Genomic DNA, 25583 nt, shown 5'->3' with positions numbered 1-25583 from the left:
TATAATGATTGCTAAAGCAGGTTTAATTCTGCCATTGAGGTAGTCTTTTCAGCGGTGATAATGAAATGATCCAGTAAGCGTATTTCCAGCAGATTCAGTGCATCTTTTAGCTGTCTGGTAAAGTGTATATCATTTGTCGAGGGCATCGTCGATTGCCCCGGATGATTATGCGCCAGAATGATTGACGCAGCGCAATGATTTAAAGCGGCTGCAGCAACTTCGCGGGTATATACTTTGGCTTCATTGATGGTGCCACGTGCCAGTTCGATGGTATGCATTAATTCATTGCGCTGATTCAGCAATAATGCTACGCATACTTCCACTTTTTCATGGCCTATGTGCAGCCGCAGGAAATCAGCTACGGCTTTGGGTTGGCTAAAAACAGGACGGCGTTGGATTTCTTCTGCCAGCATACGCCGGCTGATTTCGCGAATAACGGCAAATTGGGTATAACTGGCCACGCCCATGCCACGATGCTGACAAAGCTGCTGGCAATCAGCTTCAAGTAAGGCACGCAAGCTACCCATTTTTGCGATAAGCTCACGTGCAAGGTCTACCGCACTCATGCCATGTGTACCGGTGCGCAGTAAAATGGCAAGTAACTCAGTATCGCTCAAGGCAGCAGCACCCAGTTTGAGAAGCTTTTCCCGTGGACGATCGTGCTGCGGCCAGTGTTTAATGCTCATTATTACGTTGTTGTCATTTAAAGACACAATCATAATATAACTTTACAATAAAATGAACTGGCTTTTTGTTAGATTTTTTCACTTTACTAACTGCTTCGAATTCAGATTAATTTAAAGTAAAGCTATTCTGCTTGGTTATGATAGCGTTTATATGCTTGTTTAAAATGATGTTCCACTATTTCATTTGGTTTTTTATCGCATAAGCTAAAAAGCACAATGGCGATAGAGGCAAACAAAAAACCAGGAATAAGCGAATACAGATTAAACCAGTTAAAGTTGATCCACAGTAGTACCGTTATAGTGCCGGTTATCATACCGGCTAGTGCGCCATTACGTGTCATGCGTGACCAGAATACTGAGAAAATAATAATTGGACCAAATGCCGCACCAAAACCAGCCCAGGCATGGCTCACCAAATCCAGAACGCTATTATTTGGATTAATCGCTAATAAGATGGCTATTACGGATATTAGTAACACCATAATCCGCCCAACCCAGACAAGCTCTCTTTGTTTTGCTTGAGGTCTGAAAAAAGCGCGATAAAAATCTTCTGTTAAAGCACTTGAACAGACTAATAACTGGCAACTTAAAGTGCTCATCACCGCAGCTAGTATTGCTGCCAGCACAATACCTGCAACCCACTGATTAAACAATAATTTTGACAGTTCTATAAAAATGCGTTCATGCTTGCCATTATTAACCAGATAAGCCAGCTCAGGATGCTTGGCAAAAAATGCTATTCCAAAAAAACCAACAGTAATAGCGCCGGCCAAGCATAAAATCATCCATGACATACTAATGCGACGTGCATTTTTCATCACTTCATGTGAATCAGCAGCCATAAATCTGGCTAAAATATGCGGCTGTCCAAAATAGCCTAATCCCCAACCAAGCAACGAGATTATTGCAATAACATCCACATGAGCAAAGAGGTTTGTATAATCTGGATTAAGGGATTCAATATAAATTATGGCGTCCGAAAAGCCGCCAGCGTTTATCATCACCATAATCGGCGTTAAAATCAGGGCAAACATCATCAAACTGGCCTGAATGGTATCTGTCCAGCTAACAGCTAAGAAGCCACCAATAAATGTATAAGTAATGGTCGCACCGGCACCTGCTAACATAGCCCAGCCATAACTCATACCAAAGGTACTTTCAAATAATTTAGCACCAGCAACTACCCCTGACGCACAATAAATAGTAAAAAAGATAAGAATGATAAGCGCTGAAATGATACGCAGTAACGAACTGTTATCATTGAAACGATGAGCAAAATAGTCTGGCAAAGTTAACGAATTATGGTTGATTTCAGTAAAAACACGTAATCGACCTGCAATCAATAACCAGTTTAAATAAGCACCAGTTATCAAACCGATGGCAATCCAGCTTTGTGAAATACCAAATAAAAATACAGCACCCGGTAGCCCCATGAGTAGCCAGCCACTCATATCAGAGGCTCCAGCAGAAAGTGCGGTTACCACACTGCCAATACGACGCCCACCCAAAATATAATCACCAAAATTTTGCGTTGATCGATACGCAAAAAAACCGATTACAATCATTCCTAAAATGTACACAGCAAAGGTGACAATCATTGGTAAGGACATATCTTAGAAAAACCCCGTTTATGAAATTAGAAAAATAGTGGGCTAGTTTTATCACAAAAGCATCATGCCAGAAAGCAGACAGTTTATTAAAGTTAATTCACTCTACTTTAGCTAAGCCGATAAAGATTCAAACAGAACAAAGTGGTAATAGATTACTGCTTCAATAAGCATTTGCACATATGAATCTCGATAAAAAGCCAAATTTAGCCTGCATATAATCGACATATAAAGTATATAATATTTTATATATACACTGATTATAATTATTGTGTGAAACAGGCAACTTGAATTCAAGTTATAGGAAGATTAAAAGTTTATATTTAAAATATCCAATGACTAAGACTATCTGTCAAATCCACATTTGAACTACGTATTGCTACAATACTTTCGGTTCAAGCCACAAATGTAAATGTTAACAAAACCATTAAACTACTATTGTTACTGCCAACCTGCTGAGCAAATTTTAGCGTTAGAATGGGTAAGATCCAAAGTTATATTTGCACAATAGATAAAAAGGTTTATCGGTGGTGACGATTTTTAAGTAAGTGCGTTACGTTTTTAATCCTGTGTTTATTGTATCTAAAACGTCCTGTCTGGAAGATGGTTTTTATCAATATTCATTGATAATAAATGAGTTATTAAATATTAATCATTGGCTTTGTGAACATAAAAAGCCAGCTTAGCAACGCCAAACTGGCAAACATTTGAAGCAGTGTGGGCAATACCATACTTCGTTTTTGCCAAATTTAGAGAAAATTTTGTTGGAAAGGTTTCATGGTAAAACAAAAAACTCAGTTTCAATGTCGCAGTTGTGGCGGTAATTCACCCAAATGGCAGGGACGTTGTCCACATTGTGGCGAATGGAATACGCTAGAAGAAACGAAACTCTTACCCACGGCTGCGTCCAATAGTCGCTTTCAGTCATGGGCTGTCGGTCAAACGCAGGTGCAGTTGCTGGCAGAGGTGAGTGCGGTTGAAATACAGCGTACTGCTACCGGTATGGGGGAGCTGGACAGGGTGCTTGGAGGCGGGCTGGTAGAAGGTGCGGTTATCCTGCTAGGCGGAGATCCGGGTATTGGTAAATCCACTTTATTGCTGCAAACAATAGCCCAGATGGCAGAAAAAGAATCGGTATTGTATGTTTCTGGCGAGGAATCGGCACAGCAGGTTGCGTTGCGTGCGCAGCGCTTGGGCGTACAGGCAGACAGAGTGCATTTGCTGGCAGAAATCAGAGTTGAAGCGATTAGTGCAGCTATTGCGCGGCAGCAACCAAGAGTGGTGGTGATTGATTCGATTCAAACCATGTATTCCGACAGTATTACTTCTGCACCCGGTTCAGTATCGCAAGTACGCGAATGTGCTGCCCAGTTAACTCGTCTGGCTAAACAGCAGGGTATCAGTATGCTGCTGGTTGGACATGTAACCAAAGACGGAGCGATTGCCGGACCACGTGTGCTGGAGCATATGGTAGATACGGTGTTGTATTTTGAAGGGGAAACCCACTCAAATTACCGCATGATTCGGGCGATTAAAAACCGTTTTGGCGCCGCCAATGAACTGGGTGTTTTTGCGATGACGGAAAAAGGACTAAAAGGGGTGTCTAATCCTTCGGCGCTGTTTTTATCCAGCTACCGTGATGACGTACCCGGTTCCTGCGTGCTGGTAACACAGGAAGGTTCGCGTCCGCTACTGGTAGAAATTCAGGCATTGGTTGATGATGCACATGGCTTTGCGCCCAAGCGGTTAACTGTGGGGCTGGCACAGGAGCGTCTGGCCATGTTGCTGGCTGTGCTGAACCGCCATGCCGGTATTGCCTGCTACGATCAGGATGTATTTCTGAATGCCGTCGGTGGCGTAAAGATTACGGAGCCGGCTGCCGATTTGGCCGTTATTCTGGCCATGTTGTCCAGTTATCGTAACCGCCCCTTGCCAGAAAAGCTGATTGTATTTGGTGAGGTTGGTTTATCTGGTGAAATTCGCCCCGTACCACGCGGACAGGAACGGCTGCGCGAGGCAGAAAAGCTCGGATTCACACATGCCATTGTTCCAGCGGCCAACTGTCCGAAACGAGTAGCTGATTTTCCGGGTTTGACTATTATCGGGGTAAACTCGGTTCAAGAAGGTGTAGATGCTACCCGCCGCGAGTAATTTTATATTTGCCTGAACCTAATTAAAAGGATAGGCTTAAACCTGTAGGTGCTATTGCCTAATATAAAATTCTGGAGATGAAGATATGTCACAACCAATTAAGCTAGTTGCCATGATGGAACTGAAAACCGATGCATGGCCGAATATTGCGGCAGCAGTTGAGCGGTGTGTGACTCTGTCACGTCAAGAACTGGGCAATATATCTTATACAGTTAACAAGGACTTGGATAAGACTGATCGCATTGTATTTATAGAATGCTGGGCTAATGAGGCTGCGATTGATGAGCATAACAGTACCGCTCATTTCCAAAATCTGATTAAGACTGTTGAGCCATATTTGCGTGAACCCATGCAATTATTAAAATTAAGTGAAATTACTACCTTTTAAGCCAGCTAAATCTGTATTCTGCCTAGTAATCACAGATAATACGGGCAGAATTTGTGATTTTGACAAACCGTTTTTGTCGGATTAATTAATTGGTGTTTTCAGACAGTAGTTAATAGTCAGGCTTGAACTATATTTTGGTAACATATGATGAAAACCATTCAAATTGAAGGACAGCAAGCTGCTTTAGGCAATATTTTTTGTATCGGACGAAATTATTCAGAACATGTGAAAGAATTGCAAAATGCCAAACCTGACGAACCAGTTGTATTTCTGAAACCAACTTCTTCTCTGGCTCAGGCTGGCGATAATATAAAACTTCCTGCTTATAGCCGGGATGTACATCACGAGTGTGAGCTGGTTATTTACATTAAAGATGATGCTATTGATGTAGACGAAGATAAAGCGCTTAACTATGTAGGCGGTTATGCCATTGGTTTGGATTTAACTGCACGTGATGTGCAGGCAGAACTAAAAGGTAAAGGGCTGCCATGGGAGAAGGCCAAAGGGTTTCCTACCGCTGCCTGTGTTTCACACTTTATTACACCAGATAAGGTCAACGATATCCAGACGCAGGATTTTTGCCTGAAAGTTAATGGGGAAATACGCCAGCAGGGCAATAGTCGCGATATGATGTTTTCCTGTCGGCAGATTATCAGTTATTTATCCCGTGTTTATGGTTTGCAGGCTGGTGATATTATTTATACCGGTACACCAGCAGGCGTTGCCGCAATTAAATCTGGCGATGAACTGGAATTAATCTGGCCGGAAAAAATTATGCTTAAGTTTAAGGTGGCATGAATTTATTCAGCCTGATCGGTAATATTCAAGCGCAGTGGTAATAAACTGCGCTTAAGTTTTTCACACCACCCTAATGGTTACAGTATCCGGCCAGTTTACTGCCGGTGCAGCATAGTGAAATTCCCCCTAATCTTTACAGTGCCTTTATAATAACGTGTTTTTAAAAGCTGAAATCCTTTCCATGCTTAGTAAACCGTTTTCAGTCCGACTACCTCTATGGTTAATCCTGTATTTTATTTTGTGGACTGTATTACCATTTGCGCTTTCTGCCAGCTACCCGCTAGACGTGCCTGAAGGTATTTACTGGGGGCGTGAATGGCAATGGGGATATTACAAACATCCACCACTTTCAAGCTGGATACTGTATTCTTTCTATCATATTTTCGGACACATCGGCCCGTATATTCTCAGCCAGTGTACTATTGCGCTGAGTTTGTGGCTGGCTTATCTGTTTGGAAGACGCTTGATGAGTCCGAGGAGAGCATTTGTCGGTGCTCTGTTTTTATTGGCTATCTTTTACTATACATGGCCTTCACTGGAATTCAATCATAATATAGCGCAAATGCCAGTATGGCTTGGCTTGGTATATATATTTTATCTGGCTACCCGAGAAAATCGCTGGCGATACTGGTTGCTGTTTGGTTTGCTGGCTGGCGCTGGTATGCTGGTGAAATATACTGTTGCCGTACTGATTATTACCATGGTACTGTATTCACTGTGCACATCATATCGTCGCTTATGGTTAACAGCAAAACCGTGGCTGGCAATACTGATAGCCTTACTGGTTTTTGCTCCTAATGTGTACTGGCTGATGCAGCATAACTGGTTACCATTGACCTATGCTTCCGCCCGTTCTGCCGAGGACGCCAGCCGCAATGGTCATCTGGCTGCTTTTGGTTATCTGGGAACACAGATAATCAATCATCTGCCCCTTTTACTGATTCTGCTTTTTACCCGTACACGCCTGAGCTTGCGCACGCCCGTTCAGATATTGCATCGGTCTGATTGGCATTTCCTGTTATGGATGGGGCTGGCTCCTACATTGATACTGGCTAGTGCCGGACTGATTTTCGGGCTTGGTTTGCGGGATATGTGGGGTATGCCGATGTGGGGGATATCTGGATTGATCATAGTTACCCTCATTCCTGAACAGGTATTCGATAAAAAAATCAATTCTTTGCTAAAAGGCATAGTCATCTGGGCTTTAATCGTCACCATATTAATGGCTACTTATGTGCAATTTGGTGCCCGTATACGTCATAAGCCTTCACGCATGGACTGGCCACAGGTTACACTGGCCACACAGGCTGATAAACAATGGCAAACGCTTTCCTCATGTAAACTGGACAGTGTGACTGGTTCAGACTGGATAGTACTACTGGTTGCTTCCTATTCAAAATTTGCCCCATCGGTAATGGTGTCGGGCAATGCTGCCTATTCACCTTGGATGAGCGATAATCGTTTGCAGCAGCATGGCACACTGGCTTTATGGCCAGCCAATGAGCAGCCGAAAGTGCCATGGTTACAGCCTTTAGCTCAGCAGCCTGATTTGATCATAAAACAGGGGGAGTGGACAATCGCATGGAGTAAATTGCCTGATCGTGAACCGCTTAAAGTAGTCTGGCAGGCTTATATTCCCAGAGAATGTTTGAAATAACAATGTATTTATTTGTTGCAAAAATGAAATTGGGTATTATCTATAAGTAGTCTGTAAGGTAAATTATATGGATAAAAATATCATTGGTTTAAGCATTATTCTACCAATATATAATGATGCGGCCGCAGTAGGCCGTTTTTTGCCGGAATTATTTACATTTACCAGCCGGCAGGAAAAATCTTGTGAAATCATTCTGGTTGATGATGGCAGTACAGATCATTTGACTGCTACGTATGAGCAGCTCAGGCAACAGCTACCGGCCAACACTGCCTTGCGACTGGTACAGTTTTCACGCAATTTTGGCAAAGAAGCAGCGCTGACTGCCGGACTGGAACAAGCGCAGGGTGAGCTGGTTACCATGATGGATGCTGATGGCCAGCATCCAGTATCAGTACTTGAGCAGATGCTGATTTTGATGCATACCAATAATGTAGATGTGGTAGCAGCAGTACAGACCTCGCGCGAACACGAAGGGTTATTAATCCGAACATTGAAAAATAGTTTTTACCATTTTATGCAGGATACGCATCGCTATGAGCTGACACCTAATGCCGGTGACTTTCGCCTGATGAAGCGCAGAGTGGTACAAGCTCTGCTTCAATTACCTGAGCGTCAGCGTTTTATGAAAGGACTGTATGCATGGGTTGGTTTTTCTACCATTTACATTCCATTTCAGGCATCGTTGCGCCAGACTGGTAAAAGTAAATTTAACTATTTCAGTCTATTTGAATTAGCCCTGATAGGCATTACATCATTTTCACAACGGCCGTTACGCTGGATTTCCCGGATGGGACTGATTATTTCCCTGCTGGCACTAATCTATGGCCTGTGTATTGTGGCTGATACTTTATTTTTTGGCAAAGACCTTGCCGGCTGGCCGACTTTAGCTGCTGGAATTATGTTTTCTGCCGGAATTCAGTTGGTTTGTCTTGGTGTGATTGGCGAGTATATTGGCCGTATTTATGAAGAAGTAAAACAACGGCCGCTTTATCTGGTGGATAAAGTATGGGACAGCCGCGAACAAAAATGAAAATCACCTCCAGACAGGGATTCTGGTTTGCTCTGGTAGGGGGAATTGCTGCTGCTATGCATTTTTTCTGTTTGGTACTACTGGTACAGTATGCTCAGCTTGTGCCTGTTTTAGCTAATCCATTGGCTTTCCTGTGTGCTTTTGTCATCAGCTTTATAGGACATTATCGCCTTACCTTTAGCCAGACGCAGCATTCATGGTTTCAGGCTCTTTGGCGCTGGTTATGCAGTGCCGTTGTAGGTTTTGGGCTTAATCAGATTTTATTTATGACTGGCATAAAATGGTTTGGCAATCAGGCCTACTGGTGGTTATGGTTTATTGTTACCATTATAGTAATGGTTTTGTCTTTTATTCTGGGTAAATTCTGGGCCTTTAATGAGAAAGTAAGCCATGAAGCCAGTAATGATTAATGTAGATGATTTAGGTTTGTCGGCAGCAGTAAACGAAGCTGTATTGCGGTTAGCACAAATGGGGCGCATACAGGCGAGTAGTTTCATGAGTCTGGGTACAATTGCGGCAGATGAAGTGGCTGAACTAAAAAAACAGCATATCGATATCGGTTTGCATTTTGATTTAACTGGTTTTGCAGGTTTGGGTAGCCTGAAACAGGTTTTAATCAAATCTTACTTACATGCATGGCCAAAAACAATTTTGCAGGAGGCAATTAATCGCCAACTTGATGCCTTTGAAGACAAAATCGGGGGTAAACCGGTTTTTATAGATGGGCATCAGCATGTTCATCAGTTTCCGCAGATACGTTCTGTTTTGCTGGAGATTATATTACAGCGTTATGGATGTGATGTTGCAGTACGCAGCACTAAAAGCACACAGCACGATATCAAAGCACAAATAATTCACGCTCTTGGCGGCTATCAGCTAGATAAATCATTAGAGCAAGTACACATCACACATAATTGTGCTTTCGCTGGTATTTACAACTTCAATGCAGATATCAAAATCTTACAGGCCAGATGGAAAGAATGGCTTGGCAGTGCCTCAAAACAGGGTTTGCTGATTATGTGTCATCCCGCGGTTCCATCAGCCAGCTGGAACGATGAAATTAAAAGTGCGCGTGAATATGAATGGCAATGGTTGCAAAGTGAAGCGTTTATTCAGTGCTGGCAGCAGCATCATTGCCAAGCAATTAACTGGCAAGACCTTCGACAGAAAAATCTTTGTCACTAAGCAGTAACCCATTGATAAACGATCTCAGCCATTTTAACTATTATTTACAGTATAATTGTGTTTTTTAGCTCTTGGCATGAAAAATTCAATCAGCACGTTCATGATTTATCAAGTACACTATCTGTATTGCATTGCAACTACATCATCTGGAATTAAATTGCACTGGGTATTTTAAGGGTCGTTATGATCATATTTGAAAATATAAAAAAAACTTATATCAAAAATAAACAGCAAGTACATGCCTTGAATGATATTAATCTCACTGTTGATACGGGAGATATATTCGGGCTGATTGGTTGGAGTGGCGCAGGTAAAAGTAGCTTAATCCGTTTGGTAAACCAGTTAGAGAAACCTACCGCCGGCACAGTGTGTGTAGACGGAGTTGACTTAAACAAACTGGATGCCACAGCACAACGTGCGCACAAGAAAAAAATTGGTATGATTTTCCAGCATTTTAATTTGCTGGAGTCCAAAACAGTAGCCCAGAATATAGCCATTCCACTGGTTTTACAGGGCTTAAAACGTGAAGAAATTGACCGTCGGGTTGATGCAATGCTGTCGTATGTTGATTTGGCTGGCAAAAAGCACAGCTACCCCGGTCAGTTATCCGGTGGTCAAAAGCAGCGTGTCGGAATTGCTCGTGCCTTGATTACCGAGCCATCCATATTATTGTGTGATGAAGCAACATCTGCACTGGATCCGCAAACCACTTTATCGATATTAAAATTATTAAAGCAAATCAATAGTGAACGTAATATTACAATATTACTGGTTACACATGAAATGGAAGTAATCAGCTCAATTTGTAATAAAGTGGCCGTAATGGAAAAGGGTCAGGTAATTGAGCAGGGTTCAGTACTGGATATTTTTTCGGCACCACAGCAGGAAACCACGAAAAAATTCGTCAGTACTGTAATCAATGCCGAAATACCGGAAGCAGTACTTGACAGTTTGGTTGAGCAAGATAACATCTTCCGTCTGGAATTTCTCGGCAATTCAGCGAGGGAGCCGGTAGTAAACGAGCTAATATTAAAACAGCTGGTGGAAATCAATATACTTTTTGCCAATATGCGTGAAATAGGCGGTGTTGTACTGGGAAGCATGTTTATTCAGATGAACGGTACTGAAATAAATGTAGAACAGGCAGTAGCATTTTTACAGACAAAAGGCGTTCGGGTTGAAAGGGGCGGTGTATGAATCAATGGTTTGAAACCTCGTTAACTGCTGACCAGTTTGGTACAGCATTATTGCAGACCTTCAACATGGTCAGCATTGCATTTGTGCTGGGTTCAATATTGGGTACAATTTTAGGCGTATTATTATTACTTACCCGTCAGGGAGGCGTATGGCCAAAACCAATATTGTATAACTTGTTAAATATTATTATTAATATTGTCCGCTCATTACCTTTTATTATTCTACTGATTTGTGTATTGCCGGTTGCCAGCTTGATTATTCATACCTCTATTGGCACCAAAGCAATGATTATCCCTCTGATTATCTTTGTTTCCCCCTACATAGCACGCCTGATAGAAAATTCATTATTGAGTGTGCCCGCCGGGATTATTGAAGCAGCCCAATCAATGGGTGCCACCAATTTCCAGATTATTCGCTATTTTATTTTACCGGAAGCAATGCCTTCTATTCTTCTGGCTTTAACCACAGCACTAATTGGTTTAATTGATGCAACAGCTATGTCAGGTACTGTTGGCGGTGGTGGTATAGGTGATTTAGCAGTTAATTATGGGTATCAGCGGTTTGATTACGTAATTATGATTGCTACTGTCATTGTGCTGATATTGATTGTGCAATTTATTCAGACTTTAGGTAACTGGCTCGCAGTTAAAGCCAAAAAGAATTGACCTATAAAAAACGGCTTTGAAAAAAAGCCGTTTTTTTTTGTGCTTACATGCTTATAATTTTTTAATCTTTATTTATAAGCAGCCAATCTTTTAATATTGTGCAGCTATCATTAGACTACGCAATCTAATAATATTTAAAAAAAACTGTGTCAGACAATATCATTTAATATTATATAGTTAGATATTATGAGATTCACCTAAACAATGATAAGACCAAATACAAAACATTAATCTCTATTCAGAATGAACTAAATTTTTTTGTTTTGTGCAAGTTGTGGGATTTAAATCATACCTAAACCGGAGTAGATAGCATGAAGCTAGTAAAGTATCTTTCTATTTTGATAATAGCCTGCTTGGCACTGGCAGCCTGCCAACAGGATAAAAACAATAGCAAACAGATTATTATTGGTACCTCACCAGGACCCTATAGCCAGCTTTTTCTTGATGCAGTAAAGCCGATTCTGGAAAAACAAGGTTATCAGATTAAACAGATTGATTTTTCTGATTTACTACAGGCTGATATTGCTTTACAGCAAGGCAGTGTAGATATTAATGTCGATCAGCATACTGCTTACATGCTCGCTTTTAATCAAAACAAAAAAGCCAGTCTGGTGGCTTTAACACACATTCCGACCGTACCTACAGCAATTTATTCTAAACGTCATGACAATTTGCAGGCAATAAAAAAAGGCAGTGCCATCGCAGTACCCAATGATCCAGCAAATGCTGCACGAGCATATCGTCTGCTGGCGAAAGCAGGCTGGATTACCCTAAAACCCCTAGCTAATCCAGGTATGATTTCTAAAAATGATATCAAAACTAATCCCTATCAGTTGAACATTACAGAGCTAGACCCAGGCAATATCCCAAGAACATTGTCTGATTTCGATTACTCAGTGATACCGGGAAGCAGAGCCTATGCGGCCAAAATTAACCCTGATCTTGCCCTTTTGCAGGAAGATATAGTACCGGCATTTGAACTGGTGGTAGCAGTAAGAGCGGATAATGTACAAAAGCCATGGGCTCAAGCAGTGAAATCAGCTTATAACTCAGCTGAATTCAAACAGTATATGCAAACACATAATACCAAGCATTACTGGTACATACCTAAAGAAAGCGACTAAATCAAAGCTCAATAAAAAAACTGCCTTTTTCAAGGCAGTTTTTTTAAATTGTTTTATAATTAATGTTTAATCAGGCTGCGAAGCGTTTTTCTACTTCACTCCAGTTAACAATTTCCCAGAAATTACTTAAGTAGTTTGGGCGACTGTTACGATAATCAATGTAGTAAGCATGTTCCCATACATCACATGTTAACAGCGGAGTATTAGTACTGGTAAGCGGAGTGGCTGCGTTACTGGTGGATACCAGATCAAGCTCGCCAGCCGGTGTTTTTACCAGCCAGGCCCAGCCTGAACCAAAGGTACCTGCTGCTACTTTATCGAATGCCTCTTTAAACGCATTAAAGCTGCCCCACTTAGCATTGATTGCCTTGGCCAAAGCGCCGTTTTCTGTCAACGCTACACCATTCGGAGCAAAACCAAACCAGTAAAAAGTATGATTCCAAGTTTGCGCTGCGTTATTAAATAGCCCACCTGAAGATTTTTTTACAATCTCTTCCAGAGGCATGTTTTCAAACTCAGTACCTTTAATCTGGTTATTCATATTGGTGATATAAGTCTGATGATGCTTACCGTAGTGGTATTCCATTGTTTCTTTGGAAATATGTGGTGCCAATGCATCAAGAGCATAGGGCAGTACTGGTAATTTATGTTCCATGGTTGAGATTCCTTTTGATTAGGTGGTTTGTTAGTGCTTTGCAGTGTGTTTATGCGTTCAGGCAAATTAGATTAATTTGCAAATATAAAAAACGGTTAACTCACCTTAAACCATTATATGGCTCATTAATGATTGTAATACACTGCTCACATCAGCGGCAAATAAACACGCGCTTAATGGTAAAATTAAAAAAGGGTCATTAAAGTTAAAAGACATGGAAGAAATCAATATAAGCAGTGAAGAGGCAAATCAGTTAGCAGTACCTCCACACTCAATGGAAGCAGAGCAGTCCGTTCTGGGTGGCTTGATGCTGGAAAACAGCGCTTGGGATCGAATTGCAGATTTAATTGATGAAGATGATTTTTATCGTTATGAGCATCGTCTCATATTCAGGGGAATCAAAACTCTGGTTGAGCTGTCGCGCCCGGCTGATGTGATTACAGTACAGGAGGAGTTACAACGGCGCGAAGAGCTTGAGCCAGCAGGTGGTCTGGAATATCTGATTACTCTGGCGCAGAATACACCTTCAGCAGCAAACATCCGCCGGTATGGAGAAATAGTGCGCGAGCGCTCCATTATGCGTCAGCTAGCACAGGTCGGCACACAAATTGCCCGCTCAGCTTATAGCCCACAAGGTAAAGATGCAGCGCAGATGCTGGATGAGGCAGAAAATAGTGTATTCCAGATTGCCGAATCAACCGCACGTTCAAAACAGGGTTTCTTAAGTATGCCTGTGCTGTTGAAAGAAGTGGTAACCCGAATTGATTATTTGTATTCGCGTGACAATAAGAACGATGTGACGGGCGTGTCAACTGGATTTATTGATCTGGATAAAATGACATCTGGTCTGCAACCTGGTGACCTGATTATAGTTGCCGGTCGTCCTTCTATGGGTAAAACCGCTTTTTCCCTGAATATTGCTGAACATGTAGCCATTTCGGAAAAATTACCAGTAGCTGTATTTTCAATGGAAATGGGTGGCGCACAGCTGGTACTACGTATGCTGGGTTCAGTAGGCCGGGTTGATCAAAGTGTACTTAAAACCGGACAGTTGCAAGATGAACATTGGGGCAAGCTGAATGATGCCGTAGTTAAACTAACTGATGCACCAATGTTTATTGATGAAACCCCTGGATTGACCGCACTGGAAGTACGCGCACGTGCACGGCGACTGGCACGGCAGCAAGGTGGTAAACTTGGTCTGATTGTTCTTGATTACTTACAGTTGATGTCTGGCTCGGGTAGATCCGACAACCGCGCTTCAGAGCTGGGTGAAATTTCCCGTTCTCTAAAATCACTAGCCAAAGAGTTACAAGTTCCCATCATTGCTTTGTCACAATTATCGCGCACAGTAGAGCAAAGAACGGACAAACGGCCAATGATGTCCGATTTGCGTGAGTCTGGCGCAATTGAACAGGATGCAGACCTGATTATGTTTATGTATCGTGATGAATATTATCATCCCGATAGTCAGTTTAAGGGTTTAGCAGAATGCATCATCGGCAAACACCGTAATGGACCAACCGGAAAAGTCCATCTAACCTTTCAAGGTCAATTTACCAAATTTGACAATGCAGCCATGCCTGATGGGTATTTTGATAATTAATTTTGTTTTCTGTCCAAATAATTAGTCCAAAGCAGGTGAAATGTTGTAAAATTAACTGAAAATAATTGTACATTAATTTATGTCTGGCAATTTTAGGGTTGAAATTATGTTTTCATCCAAACCAAAAAATACTGGTTTTACCTTAATCGAAATGTTAATTGTTATTGCAATTACAGCCATACTGGCTGCAATTGCTTTACCGGGTATGGAAAGAATGATTGCTTCTCAGCGAATCAACAATCGTGCGGATCAGATGTTTGCTTTGTTTCAGTTTGCCCGAGCTGAAGCTATTCGTACCGACAAGCCGATATTAATCTGTCCTACAGTAATCAGGAAAAATACGGCAAATCCCAATGCCTGCAGCCAGTTTAATAATTATCAGAATGGATTGGGCTGGCAAGGATTTTTGGCGTTTAATGATGCAGATATGGATGGAACTTACAAAGCAAATCCAACAAGTCCAGATTCTCCTGTACGTGTTGTTGCCTTGAATCAAAATACTGACAATATTAATAAAATCAAAGTAAAGCTGAGATGGCAAACCTGTAATGCTAGAGTCGCATGTGGTGGCACTATAACTGGGAATAAGGTACTGGGTTTTATGCCAAATGGCCGGTTTGGTATTGGTAATGGAGAAAAGGCTGATGACTGGTCTATTGGACAATCGAACCTAGTAATAGAAATTATTGATAGTCGTAATGTGAATATAAACCGGCGTATTGTCATTACCCCAAGTGGCAAGCCGGTGGCATGTAAGAATGGAGCCGATAATACCAATTCATTCTGTACCGTGCAGTTGTCTTAATTTTGGAATATAGGGAACTTGATATGTCACAGCATAATATTAAAAAGACAAAATACCGTTTGCATGCTTGCCAATCACAGCGTGGCACTACTATAGTTGAAGCAATAGTAGCCATATTTGTACTTTCTTTCGGGGTGCTTGCTTTGATGTTAGCGCAGATTACTGCAGTAAATACGTCAATTAATGCGGCAAATCAAAGTGAGGTAACCAGAGCAGTGCAAAATTATGTAGAAGAGATGCGCTCTCGCCCTGGTTTATTGATTACAGAAAGTATTGACGCTAACGAGACCAAAATACAATATATTACTAAAGATTATTCTCAATATGCCACCGAAAATATGGGGACTTGTTCAAACAAGCTGAATATTCATCTCATCAATGCAAATATAAATAGTTGTACCATTAATCCTGATGGCAAGATTACTGTTACATGGGGTGGACAATCTCTGGGTAATAATGCAAGTGATGCAAATGATGAATTTTCATATACTTTAACAGTAGGCCAATCATGAAAAAATCTTATCATGTACAGATTAATCAGGATAATGTAGAAAGTAAATTTAACTCTCATTCTGTGGTTATTTTACATAAACAGCGCGGATTCAGTCTTATTGAAATAATGGTGGCCTCAATTATCAGTATAATTATACTACTGGCCGCCAGCTCAACATTTTTAACTACATATAAGCTGAAAGAAGAGGTTAAAACAAGAATCAATTATGAGCAGGATGTCAGAAATGCAGCAAATCTGTTACGTAGTGATGCTCGCAAGCTAGGTAATTTTGGTTGCCTTAAGCCAATAGATCCAAACGACGCCTTAGATGAGATATTCGAAGGTTCTTTTTTGGATGATCGTAACAATCAGTTTGTATCAACCAAATTTAATTTTGGTCATTATCCAAGTGTTTTAGTTACTCCACTTGCAGGTTCTAAGCCACTGCTAATAACATATCTTAATGAAGAGTATGCCAGTACTATGACAGCCGAAGATTGTATTGCAGATGAAGATTTAGGTGAAGACGACATTATAGATGCCGCCCTATATGTAGTTGGTACCACAAATGACAATCCAGTACCTGGATTATACCGTGTAAATTATGATGGTAATAAAGCCAGAGAGGCTCCTACTTCAGGAAAGTGGGGTATTCCCCAGCTCCTTGTTAGTAATGTAACCAATATACACTATAGCTTTAATTATGATGGACATACTGATGCAACCTGCCCAAAGCCTAATTCTCCTGTTCAACCAGTAGTTAATCCTGTAAGTGATGATAAGCTTAATTTGGAGTTTGACAAACCACCTGTACTAATAACAGCAACCTTGACAATAAATCCGCAGCCAGCAAATCCAAACGGAAATACTGTGAATTATGCCATTAAAGCAATGGTTAGACAGGGTGAGGTTTGTATTAATAATCAGGTTCAACAGTAAATACTTAAAGAGTTCTAGAATAATGGCTACAGACATGAAGACTAATTATAAAACTTTACCAGACAAGCAATCCGGCTTTGCACTGTTTTTAGTGCTTATTATGATGATTGTAATTGCTTTTCTAGTTATTGCTACTATGCAGAGCACCTCAATGGATACTCGGACAAGTGCCAATGATAGTGACCATCAGTTTGCTCTTCAGAATGCGCAATTAGGAATAATTGCAGCAGAAGATCTCATTAGTAGCTGGCCTGCTCAAGTTGGTGCTACTGGAAATAAAATAGTATTTTCCTGCAACTGTAATAATGGTTTATGTGCAGCCAAGAATATACAACCATCAATAGCCAATAGTAAATTGGCAACTATCGAAGAAAATTGTGACAGATTGGAACATGTCTGGTTGAGAAATAATGTATTTACCAATACAGCGAATGATCCTTCCATTCCTTCATCTCAATCAGAGACCAGAGATGAAAAGAAATATCGATATGTTATAGAATATCTAGGACCTGATAAAGTTGCTGGAGTAGGTATATATTTATTTCGCATCACTTCCAAAGGATGGGGGCGTAATGAATCTACAAACAGCATAGTTGAGGAAACTGTACAGGCTGCCCTATACGATAATTGATTTAATGAAATAAATGTAAAGATTGAATTTTATGAGCAATAAATTTTTAAATAGTGGTTTTACCTTAATAGAATTGATGATAGTTGTGGGTGTTATTGCTGTATTGTCTGCTATTGCTTTGCCCAGCTATAGAATTTATGTTGAAAAAGCTAATTTGGCAGATGCTAGCACAAAATTAACAAATCTTAGTCAAAAAATTGCCGAACGAAAATTACAATTATTTAATGGTGACAGTTTTGTTCAAAGTGATCTAAGTGCTATTGTGGAGCAGGAAGTTGGTAGCGACAGTAAATATACTATCGGGGTTAGCTGTCAGGACGATAACGATTGCTCAACTTATCATTTATATGCCGAACCCAAAAGTGGTAGTAATTTGAAAAAATCAGTATGGATGGGAAATAATAGTGGCCTATATATTTGTGATATAAGCAGTGTAAGTAGCATTATTGATGCATCCGGTGACGCTAACTGTACGAAACAATAAAGCAATTATTTCATTATAAAATTTTAGAATTTATAAGACGGATTTTTAACTCGAAATAATAACAGGATTTATTATATTGATTGTTAAACATTTATTTGCATAGAAACTTTAAATTTATTTAAATTTTATATGAATTCCTGTTTTGAATTCATACAGGGTAAGTGGGTTCATTAAAACTTAATGAATCATTTACTATATTAAACAGGAGCACATTTCCGGTTTAGTACACAATAGTGAATACAAAATCGATTAAGTTCACATACGATAAAATTTTAATTTTAAAAAAGAAACGTAGATAGTTTAATTAACTGTTAACCATTAACGTAAACAATTATTAATCCAGTTCTGACGCTGTTGATGATTTAAAACCTGTAAAAAATCATACTGAACTTTCAATTCATCTACATCCTGCTGCATTCGCGGCATATAATGGTTCAGCACATAGCGTTTGGCTTCTGCTTCATCAAATTTTGGTTGCATCAAAATTTGATTCAATTGCTCATTTTTACGTTTGCTATTTGCTGTGTGTTGTAAGTTTGTATCATGATTTCTCTTATACTGCATCCTAATGAATCTAAGCCGTGCTTTTTGCATTTGAGTTAGTTCAAGCTTGCGGATATCACAATTAATTTGTCCAGAAGCAAAAGTGGGGCAGACAAATGTCAATATAATAAAACCAGTACAATAGCATGCTATTTTTTGCCAGCATGGGACTACCATTCTGTTCTCCCTTTCATTTCTATTGAACGCTAAGAGTATACTTTAATAGCAGTCAAGCACCTATAATGGTAGTAAACTTGCGTAAATTATACAAATTACCACAGGTCTTTTATATGAATAAGTTAATGAAATCAGATTTTATTATCGCACCCAGTATCTTATCTGCTAATTTTGCCTGTCTGGGCAATGAAATTGCTTCAGTAATTGATGGTGGCGCTGACTGGATACATTTTGATGTAATGGACAACCATTATGTACCAAATCTTACTTTTGGTCCTATGGTTTGTCAGGCTGTAAAGCCTTATGCTTCTGTACCAATTGATGTGCATTTGATGGTTGAACCAGTAGACGAAATGATTAATGCTTTTGCTGCTGCAGGTGCCAATATTATTACTTTTCATCCTGAAGCGAGTCGACATATTGACAGAAGCTTAAGCCTGATAAAAGCAGCAGGTTGTGAGGCAGGGCTGGTATTGAATCCGGCTACACCAATTCATGTATTGGCGGAGGTAATAGACAAGCTTGATGTAATATTGTTGATGTCTGTTAATCCGGGGTTTGGTGGACAAAGTTTTATTCCATCAACGTTGAAAAAAATAAGTCAGGTTCGCGTGCTGATCAATGAATATGCAAGAGAAACTGGAAGATACATTCGTCTGGAAGTAGATGGGGGTATCAAGATTGATAATATAGCTCAGGTAGCCGCGGCAGGTGCTGACACATTTGTGGCAGGCTCTGCAATTTTTGGACATGATGACTATGCTAAACAAATAAAAGCCATGCGAGCACAACTGGCTGAGATAAATTAGCGATTAGTCATTTGGCATTTTGTTCAGATATAAATAGCAATATCGAATTAATATATTGATTATCATAATTTATTGATTTTTCAATGGTATACTATTTATATTTCTTTAAGATTTAAATAGTTTTATAAAAAAGCAGTCTGCTTGGATCAGACTGCTTTTTTATTGTTACAAGTCAGAGCAATACAATTGAATTTTAATGAGCCTCATCCCAGTTATGACCATTTCCAACATCAGCAATTAATGGTACCTTTAATTGAGCTACATCAGACATCAATTGTGGTAAATGACGCTGCAAGGTTGATAATTCAGATTCAGGTACTTGCAATACGAGCTCATCGTGTACTTGCATAATTAGTTTTGTATGCATTTTTTCCTGCTCCAGCCAACTTTGTACAGCAATCATGGCGCGTTTTATTAAATCTGATGCAGTACCTTGCATTGGTGCATTGATTGCAGCTCTAAATGCTCCAGCACGTTCTGTAGCATTGCTACTATTTAAGCCGGGCAAATAAAGACGTCGTCCGAAAAGTGTTTCTACAAAACCATGCTGCAATGCCTGTTCTTTGGTTTTTTCCATATATTCATGAACCCCCGGATAACGGCTAAAATAGCGGGAAATAAAATGTTGTGCTGCCTGAAGTTCAATTCCGAGTGATTTGGCCAATCCATATTCACTCATGCCATAAATTAAACCAAAATTAATCGTTTTAGCGTAGCGTCGCTGTTCTGCAGTTATCTGATCCTGACTGATTGCGAAAATTTCCGCAGCTGTACGCTTATGAATGTCTTCATTATTGCGGAAGGCATCAATCAGGGTAGTATCATTGGCAAGATGAGCCATAATGCGTAACTCAATCTGAGAATAATCTGCTGAAACTATGAGTTGGCCGGGTGGGGCGATAAAGCTTCTTCGTATACGCCGTCCTTCTTCAGTGCGTACAGGAATATTTTGCAAATTAGGATTGTTACTGGCCAGACGGCCAGTAATGGCAACAGCCTGAGCATAAGTAGTATGTACGCGTTCCGTGTGTGGATTTATCAGCTGAGGCAATTTATCCGTATAAGTAGATTTGAGTTTGGCCAGACTACGTGTCTGCAAAATAAGTTTGGGGAGAGGATAGTCGGCTGCAAGTTTTTCCAATACAGCCTCATTGGTTGAAATACCTCCAGAAGAGGTTTTTTTCAGTCCAGAAGTAGGGATACCCATTTTTTCAAATAGTATGGATTGCAGCTGTTTGGGAGAGTTTAGATTAAAAGGCTGGCCGGCCAGCTGATAAGCTTGTTCCTCCAGTTTAACTAGTTGCGTACCAAGCTCGTGGCTTTGCTGAGCCAATTCGTGACGATCAATTAATACCCCGGTACGCTCCATAATGCATAAGATGTTTTCAACTGGAATTTCCAGATTATGATAGAGCTCAAGCTGAGCTGCATCCATTTGCTGTCTGAGTAAAATTTCAAGACGTAAGGATACATCCGCGTCTTCTGCGGCGTAGTTAACGGCATCTTCCAATGCTACATCAGCAAAACTGATTTGTTTTGCTCCTTTACCACATAAATCTTCATAGTGAATGGTTTGCCAGTCAAGATGTCGTAGTGCCAGCTCATCCAGACCATGTCCCAAATGGCTTTCAACAATATAAGAAGCCAGCATGGAGTCACCAACAATGCCTTTTAAATTAATATTATAATTAGCCAGTATATGTTGGTCGTATTTGATATTCTGGCCGATTTTTCCCAGCTTATCAGCTTCTAAATAAGGTTTAAGGGCATTCAGAACCGTTTCAAGTGGTAATTGTTCACTAACTGCAGTAGGGCTGTGACCAACAGGAATATAAAATGCCTTTCCTGGTTCCAAAGCAATACTGATACCAACCAGATTAGCATTCATTGCATCCAGACTATCAGTTTCTGTATCCAGAGCAATAGTGTGTATTGAATCTAATTGTTTCAGTAATTCAGCCAGTTGTGTGGTTGTGATAATAGCTGAATATTGTTTAGGAATGTTTTTTAAATTATCTGCATCTGATTTGTTCTGTATAATTTTGTTATTGGTATCTTCATTAATTTCCGTCTCGCCAAACAGATCGTTCACAGGCTGCAAAATAGTTGTATTCTCTTCATGATGTGTCTGCGCTTCTTTTAACCAGTTTTTAAATCCCAGTTGCTGAAAATGGGGAATTAATTCTGCCCATGCCGGCGTTTGTCGCTTTAGGTCTTCAAGACCATGTGGCAATTCCTGTTGCAAGTTTATATCTGTTTTAATAGTGATTAATTGATAGGATAACGGTAATTTTGGTAGTGCTATACGTAGATTTTCACCAACTTTTCCTTTAATATCATTAGCATGATCAATGATATTTTGTAAAGTTCCATATTCCTGTAACCATTTAACCGCGGTCTTGGGACCACATTTATCTACGCCCGGTACATTATCAACCTTGTCACCGATCAGGCTAAGATAATCAATTATCTGATCAGGCTTGACACCAAACTTGTCTAATACGCCCGTAGTATCAAGCTTTTCATTATTCATGGTATTTACTAGGGTAACCTGATTATTAACTAGTTGAGCCATATCTTTATCGCCAGTTGAGATAATGACCTGATAGCCGGCTTTTTGTGCTGAATAGGCTAATGTGCCAATGACATCATCAGCTTCTACACCATTTATAGATAAAACAGGCCAGCCCATTAGCTTAACCAACTCTGGTAAAGCTTCAGCTTGCGGTCGCAAATCTTCCGGCATCGGTGGACGATTGGCCTTATATTCAGGATAAAGCTGATGACGGAAATTTTCACCTTTAGCATCAAATACGCAACAGGCATAATCGTGTGGTGTGTCCAGCCGCAAGCGGCGTAACATGTTTAATACACCGTATAAAGCACCTGTAGGCATACCCATTGGACTGGTTAATGGTGCCATAGCGTGAAATGCTCGATATAAATAAGATGAACCATCAACCAGTAATAACGTTTTTTTCATAGTAATTCCAGAAATATCAATTTTTAGCTCATAAGCCACCTGAAATTAAATCAGCAGGTTTCAATTAGCTTTAACTTATAATCGTGTAAGCTTTTCTAATTCCGTTTTGCTTAAAGGCTTTAATTAATGTGTATTTTACGATAAAAAATATTGTTAGTAATTTTAAACTATGGTTTTGTTGGTAAAGCCAGTAAATAAAACACGGAAAATTTGATAATCACTGAACCAATTTGGCTGATTCGTTATAGCCACTATAATGCAGATATAAAGATTGTTTATTTCGCATAATATATATTATGTTAAATTTTTAACACTAAACTTGAATTGATTAAAGTTTATAATTTACAAGCTTCTTCGCGTACTAACCTTTTAGTTTATTTATCCATACAAGCAGTTGTTGTATATCTTGCCGCTAGCTCATTTTCTCTGATTATTTTTTTCTGTTTAAATCCCTATAGTAATTACGAATCGTACCTCTAAACGTGTCTTGTGGATGTTCAATCATTTTTTTTGCAAGTTTATCTAAATCCTTACTATGATAAAGATCTAAACACTTTAAAAAATCAAATTTAATGCCTTTTATCTCAGCTTCAGCCAATGGATTAAGGTAATTACGTGACAAATAAGAATCAATTATTCTAATTTCTGCATCTATGCTTTTGTCCATGTTGTAATAAGTCCATTCAATTAATGCACTTACACTACTACCTGCATCCATTGAAGCAATGTCCCCATAGGCTTTTGCTAAACAATTTCCTAAAACCATATCCTTATAGTTTTGAATAAAAGTACGGTTTACTGCTTCAGGTGTCATGGAGTTAATGCTTGATGCATTACAAATCAATGGTAATAAAATTAAATAATAACTACACAGGATTTGCATTTTAAACTTTTTCATTTTAGCTCCCAGAAATTGGCTTGAATTGTTATGTGTCTTGCTTCTTATTTATTTGCACTGATTATTTTTTTCTATTTAAATCCCTATAATAATTACGAACTGTACTTCTAAATGTTTCTTGTGGATGTTCAATTACTCTTTTTGCTAAAGTATCTAATTCTTTACTATGATAAAGATCCAGACATTTTAAAAAATCAAATTTGATATCCCTTATTTGTATCTCAGCTGATGGATTTAAATAGTTGCGTGATAAATATGAATCAACCATTTGAATTTCTGCTATTATGCTTTCATTCATATCATAATAAATCCACTCGCGTAACGCAGTTACACTACTTCCTGCATCCATTGAGGCAATTTCACCTTCTTGATAAGCATTAGCTATACAATGCGCTAACACCATATCCTTGTAGTTTTGAATAAATGTTCTGCTAGGCGCTTCGGGTGAAGTAATTTTATCGCTTTAAATCTCTATAATAGTTATGTAATGAACTCTTGTAAGTCTCATGTGGATATTCAACCATTCTTTTAGCTAGCTTATTTAAATCTTTGCTATGATAAAGATCTAGGCATTTTAGGAAATCAAATTTCACCCCTTTTATCTCTGCTTCAACGAGTGGATTAAAGTAATTTCGTGACAGATATGTATCTACTAAATCTTGTATCGCTTTCGTACTTTCTTCCAAATCATAGTAAGTCCATTCCTCTAATGCACTAACACTGCTTCCTGCGTCTATTGCAGCTAATTTATCATCATGATAGGCATCTGCTATACAAAATGCCAAAACCATGTCCTTATAGTTTTGAATAATTGTTCGCTTAGGTGCTTCTGGTGATGTGATATTATTGTTTGAAGCATTACAACTAAATGATAATATAATCATTAAACAAGCACTTATGATTTGCATTCTAAAAATTTTCATAGCAAACTCCAAAAATTAGCCCGTTCTGCGATATAAGTTGATTCAGGTTCATTAAAATAACAACTGTCATAACACTTATAGCCGTTGAATAAGGTAGCATGACCTGTAGCATCAGACCAACCGGAAACTTCAAATAAAATTATCCCTTTTTTAGTCAGACTGAGCTTTGGGTCTTGATGAGTTACATTACATGCAACTTGGCCACCAATGATGTTAGCAACTCTTTGGCGTCTTTCTTCTAAATTATCAGCTTTATTGTAAATAATCTCAGAAGCAGCCCATGCTTTATCAAAAAGTAGGCGGATATCTTGTGGTGCAGCCAATCTGAATCTCCTTATATATGTTATGTTCAGATTTTGCATTTGAGATATTTGCTGCGAAACTTAAATATCAAAAGCATAAAAATTTCGCAGCTGATTTAGGGCATTTTTCCTGTTTATTACTACTTTACAGGTTATAGCTACCTAAATATTGTTTTTTTAGGTTACTGCTGTTGCCAACGCAACTGAGATTCACGAATAACTTTTTTAGCTTCGTCGATATCGCCCCAGTGTGTTACTTGAGTGGTGCCTGCCTTTTTCAGGTCTTTGTAGTGATTGAAGTGAAATTCAATCTGTTTAATCAATTGTGGCGGTAAATCTGCCAAGGTTTGAATGGCATTACCATTGTTGCGATCATCTGCCGGTACAACAACTACTTTGTCATCAACTTCACCGTCATCAACAAATTTCATCACGCCAATAATCCGCGCTTCTAGATAGATACCAGTGCTTAGAGGCTGGTCGGTAACGATTAAAGCATCCAGTTCATCGCCATCCTCGTCTAGTGTTTGCGGGATAAAGCCATAATTAGTTGGCTTGGCGAAAATAACCGGCTCAACACGATCCAGTTTCATTGCGCCAAGTTTGCGATCCCACTCTATTTTATGGTTGGAACCAGCAGGGATTTCTACTACTACATTGATAATACCGCCGTCTACATTACCGGCATCCAGAATCTGATTAAAATCTGCCATGATTATATGTCCCGCATTTAAGTTTAAGTGGCCGTATTGTAAACAATGGTTTTTTGTTTGCCCATATTTTATTAGATATTTATTGGATAAAATTTTAAAAAGCCAAACCATATCAGGTTTGGCCTTTTCCATTA

At 39.5% G+C, this 25583-nt stretch carries 27 protein-coding genes; 17 read left to right on the top strand and 10 right to left on the bottom strand.

Annotation, left to right across the window (positions count from 1 at the left end):
• Positions 1-11: 11 nt before the first annotated feature.
• Both radC and putP read right to left on the bottom strand, forming a co-directional pair.
• Entirely contained in the window at positions 12-686 is a 675-nt protein-coding gene (gene radC / locus MJ764_RS01530; RefSeq protein WP_239323998.1) for a RadC family protein, read from the bottom strand.
• 122 nt (positions 687-808) lie between these two features.
• Positions 809-2296 carry a sodium/proline symporter PutP gene (gene putP / locus MJ764_RS01525; protein ID WP_239323996.1) on the bottom strand — a complete coding sequence of 496 codons (1488 nt, stop codon included), beginning with the start codon at positions 2294-2296 and terminating at the stop codon, positions 809-811.
• Positions 2297-3070: 774 nt separating this feature from the next.
• Between putP and radA the strand changes: the two genes are divergently transcribed.
• The 10 genes from radA to MJ764_RS01475 all read left to right on the top strand — a co-directional run bounded on the left by radA (position 3071) and on the right by MJ764_RS01475 (position 12488).
• On the top strand, positions 3071-4444 hold the full coding sequence (gene radA / locus MJ764_RS01520; protein WP_239323994.1) for a DNA repair protein RadA: 1374 nt from the start codon (positions 3071-3073) through the stop codon (positions 4442-4444).
• Between the two features lie 85 nt (positions 4445-4529).
• A complete protein-coding gene (locus MJ764_RS01515; protein ID WP_239323992.1) occupies positions 4530-4832 on the top strand; it encodes a putative quinol monooxygenase in 303 nt (100 codons plus the stop codon).
• 144 nt (positions 4833-4976) lie between these two features.
• Positions 4977-5630 carry a fumarylacetoacetate hydrolase family protein gene (locus MJ764_RS01510; protein ID WP_338053798.1) on the top strand — a complete coding sequence of 218 codons (654 nt, stop codon included), beginning with the start codon at positions 4977-4979 and terminating at the stop codon, positions 5628-5630.
• 181 nt (positions 5631-5811) lie between these two features.
• Positions 5812-7287 carry a glycosyltransferase family 39 protein gene (locus tag MJ764_RS01505; protein WP_239323990.1) on the top strand — a complete coding sequence of 492 codons (1476 nt, stop codon included), beginning with the start codon at positions 5812-5814 and terminating at the stop codon, positions 7285-7287.
• A 67-nt stretch (positions 7288-7354) separates the two neighbouring features.
• On the top strand, positions 7355-8317 hold the full coding sequence (locus MJ764_RS01500) for a glycosyltransferase family 2 protein (protein WP_239323988.1): 963 nt from the start codon (positions 7355-7357) through the stop codon (positions 8315-8317).
• Positions 8314-8727 (top strand): GtrA family protein, encoded by a 414-nt coding sequence (locus MJ764_RS01495; protein ID WP_239323987.1) that lies wholly within the window; start codon positions 8314-8316, stop codon positions 8725-8727. Before MJ764_RS01500 ends, MJ764_RS01495 begins: the two co-directional genes overlap by 4 nt.
• Positions 8708-9502 (top strand): ChbG/HpnK family deacetylase, encoded by a 795-nt coding sequence (locus tag MJ764_RS01490; RefSeq protein WP_239323985.1) that lies wholly within the window; start codon positions 8708-8710, stop codon positions 9500-9502. Before MJ764_RS01495 ends, MJ764_RS01490 begins: the two co-directional genes overlap by 20 nt.
• A gap of 243 nt (positions 9503-9745) precedes the next feature.
• Positions 9746-10699, top strand: coding sequence for a methionine ABC transporter ATP-binding protein (locus tag MJ764_RS01485; protein ID WP_239323983.1), 954 nt, complete (start codon positions 9746-9748; stop codon positions 10697-10699).
• Positions 10696-11364 carry a methionine ABC transporter permease gene (locus MJ764_RS01480; protein WP_239323981.1) on the top strand — a complete coding sequence of 223 codons (669 nt, stop codon included), beginning with the start codon at positions 10696-10698 and terminating at the stop codon, positions 11362-11364. Before MJ764_RS01485 ends, MJ764_RS01480 begins: the two co-directional genes overlap by 4 nt.
• Before the next feature lie 311 nt (positions 11365-11675).
• Entirely contained in the window at positions 11676-12488 is an 813-nt protein-coding gene (locus MJ764_RS01475; RefSeq protein ID WP_239323979.1) for a MetQ/NlpA family ABC transporter substrate-binding protein, read from the top strand.
• A gap of 70 nt (positions 12489-12558) precedes the next feature.
• On the opposite strand, the gene MJ764_RS01470 is transcribed toward MJ764_RS01475, so the two are convergent.
• A complete protein-coding gene (locus MJ764_RS01470; protein ID WP_239323977.1) occupies positions 12559-13143 on the bottom strand; it encodes a superoxide dismutase in 585 nt (194 codons plus the stop codon).
• A gap of 214 nt (positions 13144-13357) precedes the next feature.
• On the opposite strand from MJ764_RS01470, the gene dnaB reads away from it, so the two are divergent.
• The 6 genes from dnaB (at position 13358) to MJ764_RS01430 (ending at position 18101) form a co-directional block, all read left to right on the top strand.
• Positions 13358-14749, top strand: coding sequence for a replicative DNA helicase (dnaB, locus tag MJ764_RS01465; protein ID WP_239323976.1), 1392 nt, complete (start codon positions 13358-13360; stop codon positions 14747-14749).
• Positions 14750-14855: 106 nt separating this feature from the next.
• Entirely contained in the window at positions 14856-15554 is a 699-nt protein-coding gene (locus tag MJ764_RS01455; RefSeq protein WP_275415217.1) for a pilus assembly FimT family protein, read from the top strand.
• A gap of 23 nt (positions 15555-15577) precedes the next feature.
• Positions 15578-16066 (top strand): type IV pilus modification PilV family protein, encoded by a 489-nt coding sequence (locus MJ764_RS01450; RefSeq protein ID WP_239323974.1) that lies wholly within the window; start codon positions 15578-15580, stop codon positions 16064-16066.
• Positions 16063-16986, top strand: a complete 924-nt coding sequence (locus MJ764_RS01445; protein ID WP_239323972.1) for a PilW family protein — start codon at positions 16063-16065, stop codon at positions 16984-16986. Before MJ764_RS01450 ends, MJ764_RS01445 begins: the two co-directional genes overlap by 4 nt.
• A gap of 22 nt (positions 16987-17008) precedes the next feature.
• On the top strand, positions 17009-17617 hold the full coding sequence (locus MJ764_RS01440) for a pilus assembly PilX family protein (protein ID WP_239323970.1): 609 nt from the start codon (positions 17009-17011) through the stop codon (positions 17615-17617).
• Positions 17618-17648: 31 nt separating this feature from the next.
• On the top strand, positions 17649-18101 hold the full coding sequence (locus MJ764_RS01430; protein WP_275415216.1) for a type IV pilin protein: 453 nt from the start codon (positions 17649-17651) through the stop codon (positions 18099-18101).
• Between the two features lie 318 nt (positions 18102-18419).
• Here MJ764_RS01430 and MJ764_RS01425 read toward each other — a convergent pair whose 3' ends face one another.
• Positions 18420-18821 carry a Spy/CpxP family protein refolding chaperone gene (locus MJ764_RS01425; RefSeq protein ID WP_239323969.1) on the bottom strand — a complete coding sequence of 134 codons (402 nt, stop codon included), beginning with the start codon at positions 18819-18821 and terminating at the stop codon, positions 18420-18422.
• Between the two features lie 125 nt (positions 18822-18946).
• Between MJ764_RS01425 and rpe the strand changes: the two genes are divergently transcribed.
• Complete coding sequence (rpe, locus tag MJ764_RS01420) at positions 18947-19630, top strand: ribulose-phosphate 3-epimerase (RefSeq protein WP_239324084.1); 684 nt, start codon at positions 18947-18949, stop codon at positions 19628-19630.
• Positions 19631-19823: 193 nt separating this feature from the next.
• Here the strand turns inward: rpe and polA are convergent, their stop codons facing one another.
• From polA to MJ764_RS01390, 6 genes are all read right to left on the bottom strand, one after another.
• Positions 19824-22613: a DNA polymerase I gene (polA, locus tag MJ764_RS01415; RefSeq protein ID WP_239323968.1), complete on the bottom strand. Its 2790-nt coding sequence runs from the start codon at positions 22611-22613 to the stop codon at positions 19824-19826.
• 430 nt (positions 22614-23043) lie between these two features.
• Positions 23044-23511: a type VI secretion system amidase immunity protein Tai4 gene (locus tag MJ764_RS01410; protein ID WP_239323967.1), complete on the bottom strand. Its 468-nt coding sequence runs from the start codon at positions 23509-23511 to the stop codon at positions 23044-23046.
• Between the two features lie 61 nt (positions 23512-23572).
• Positions 23573-23932 (bottom strand): type VI secretion system amidase immunity protein Tai4, encoded by a 360-nt coding sequence (locus tag MJ764_RS01405; protein ID WP_275415221.1) that lies wholly within the window; start codon positions 23930-23932, stop codon positions 23573-23575.
• 34 nt (positions 23933-23966) lie between these two features.
• Positions 23967-24434 (bottom strand): type VI secretion system amidase immunity protein Tai4, encoded by a 468-nt coding sequence (locus MJ764_RS01400; protein WP_239323965.1) that lies wholly within the window; start codon positions 24432-24434, stop codon positions 23967-23969.
• On the bottom strand, positions 24431-24757 hold the full coding sequence (locus tag MJ764_RS01395; protein ID WP_239323964.1) for a T6SS effector amidase Tae4 family protein: 327 nt from the start codon (positions 24755-24757) through the stop codon (positions 24431-24433). The genes MJ764_RS01400 and MJ764_RS01395 overlap by 4 nt, the downstream gene beginning before the upstream one ends.
• 161 nt (positions 24758-24918) lie before the next feature.
• Positions 24919-25449 carry an inorganic diphosphatase gene (locus tag MJ764_RS01390; RefSeq protein ID WP_239323963.1) on the bottom strand — a complete coding sequence of 177 codons (531 nt, stop codon included), beginning with the start codon at positions 25447-25449 and terminating at the stop codon, positions 24919-24921.
• Between the last annotated feature and the right edge of the window lie 134 nt (positions 25450-25583).

The sequence above is a fragment of the Snodgrassella gandavensis genome, assembly GCF_914768025.1.
Taxonomy (GTDB): Bacteria; Pseudomonadota; Gammaproteobacteria; order Burkholderiales; family Neisseriaceae; genus Snodgrassella; species Snodgrassella gandavensis.
Note: the sequence above shows the minus strand (reverse complement) of the source record. Positions and strands in the feature narration are given on the sequence as shown.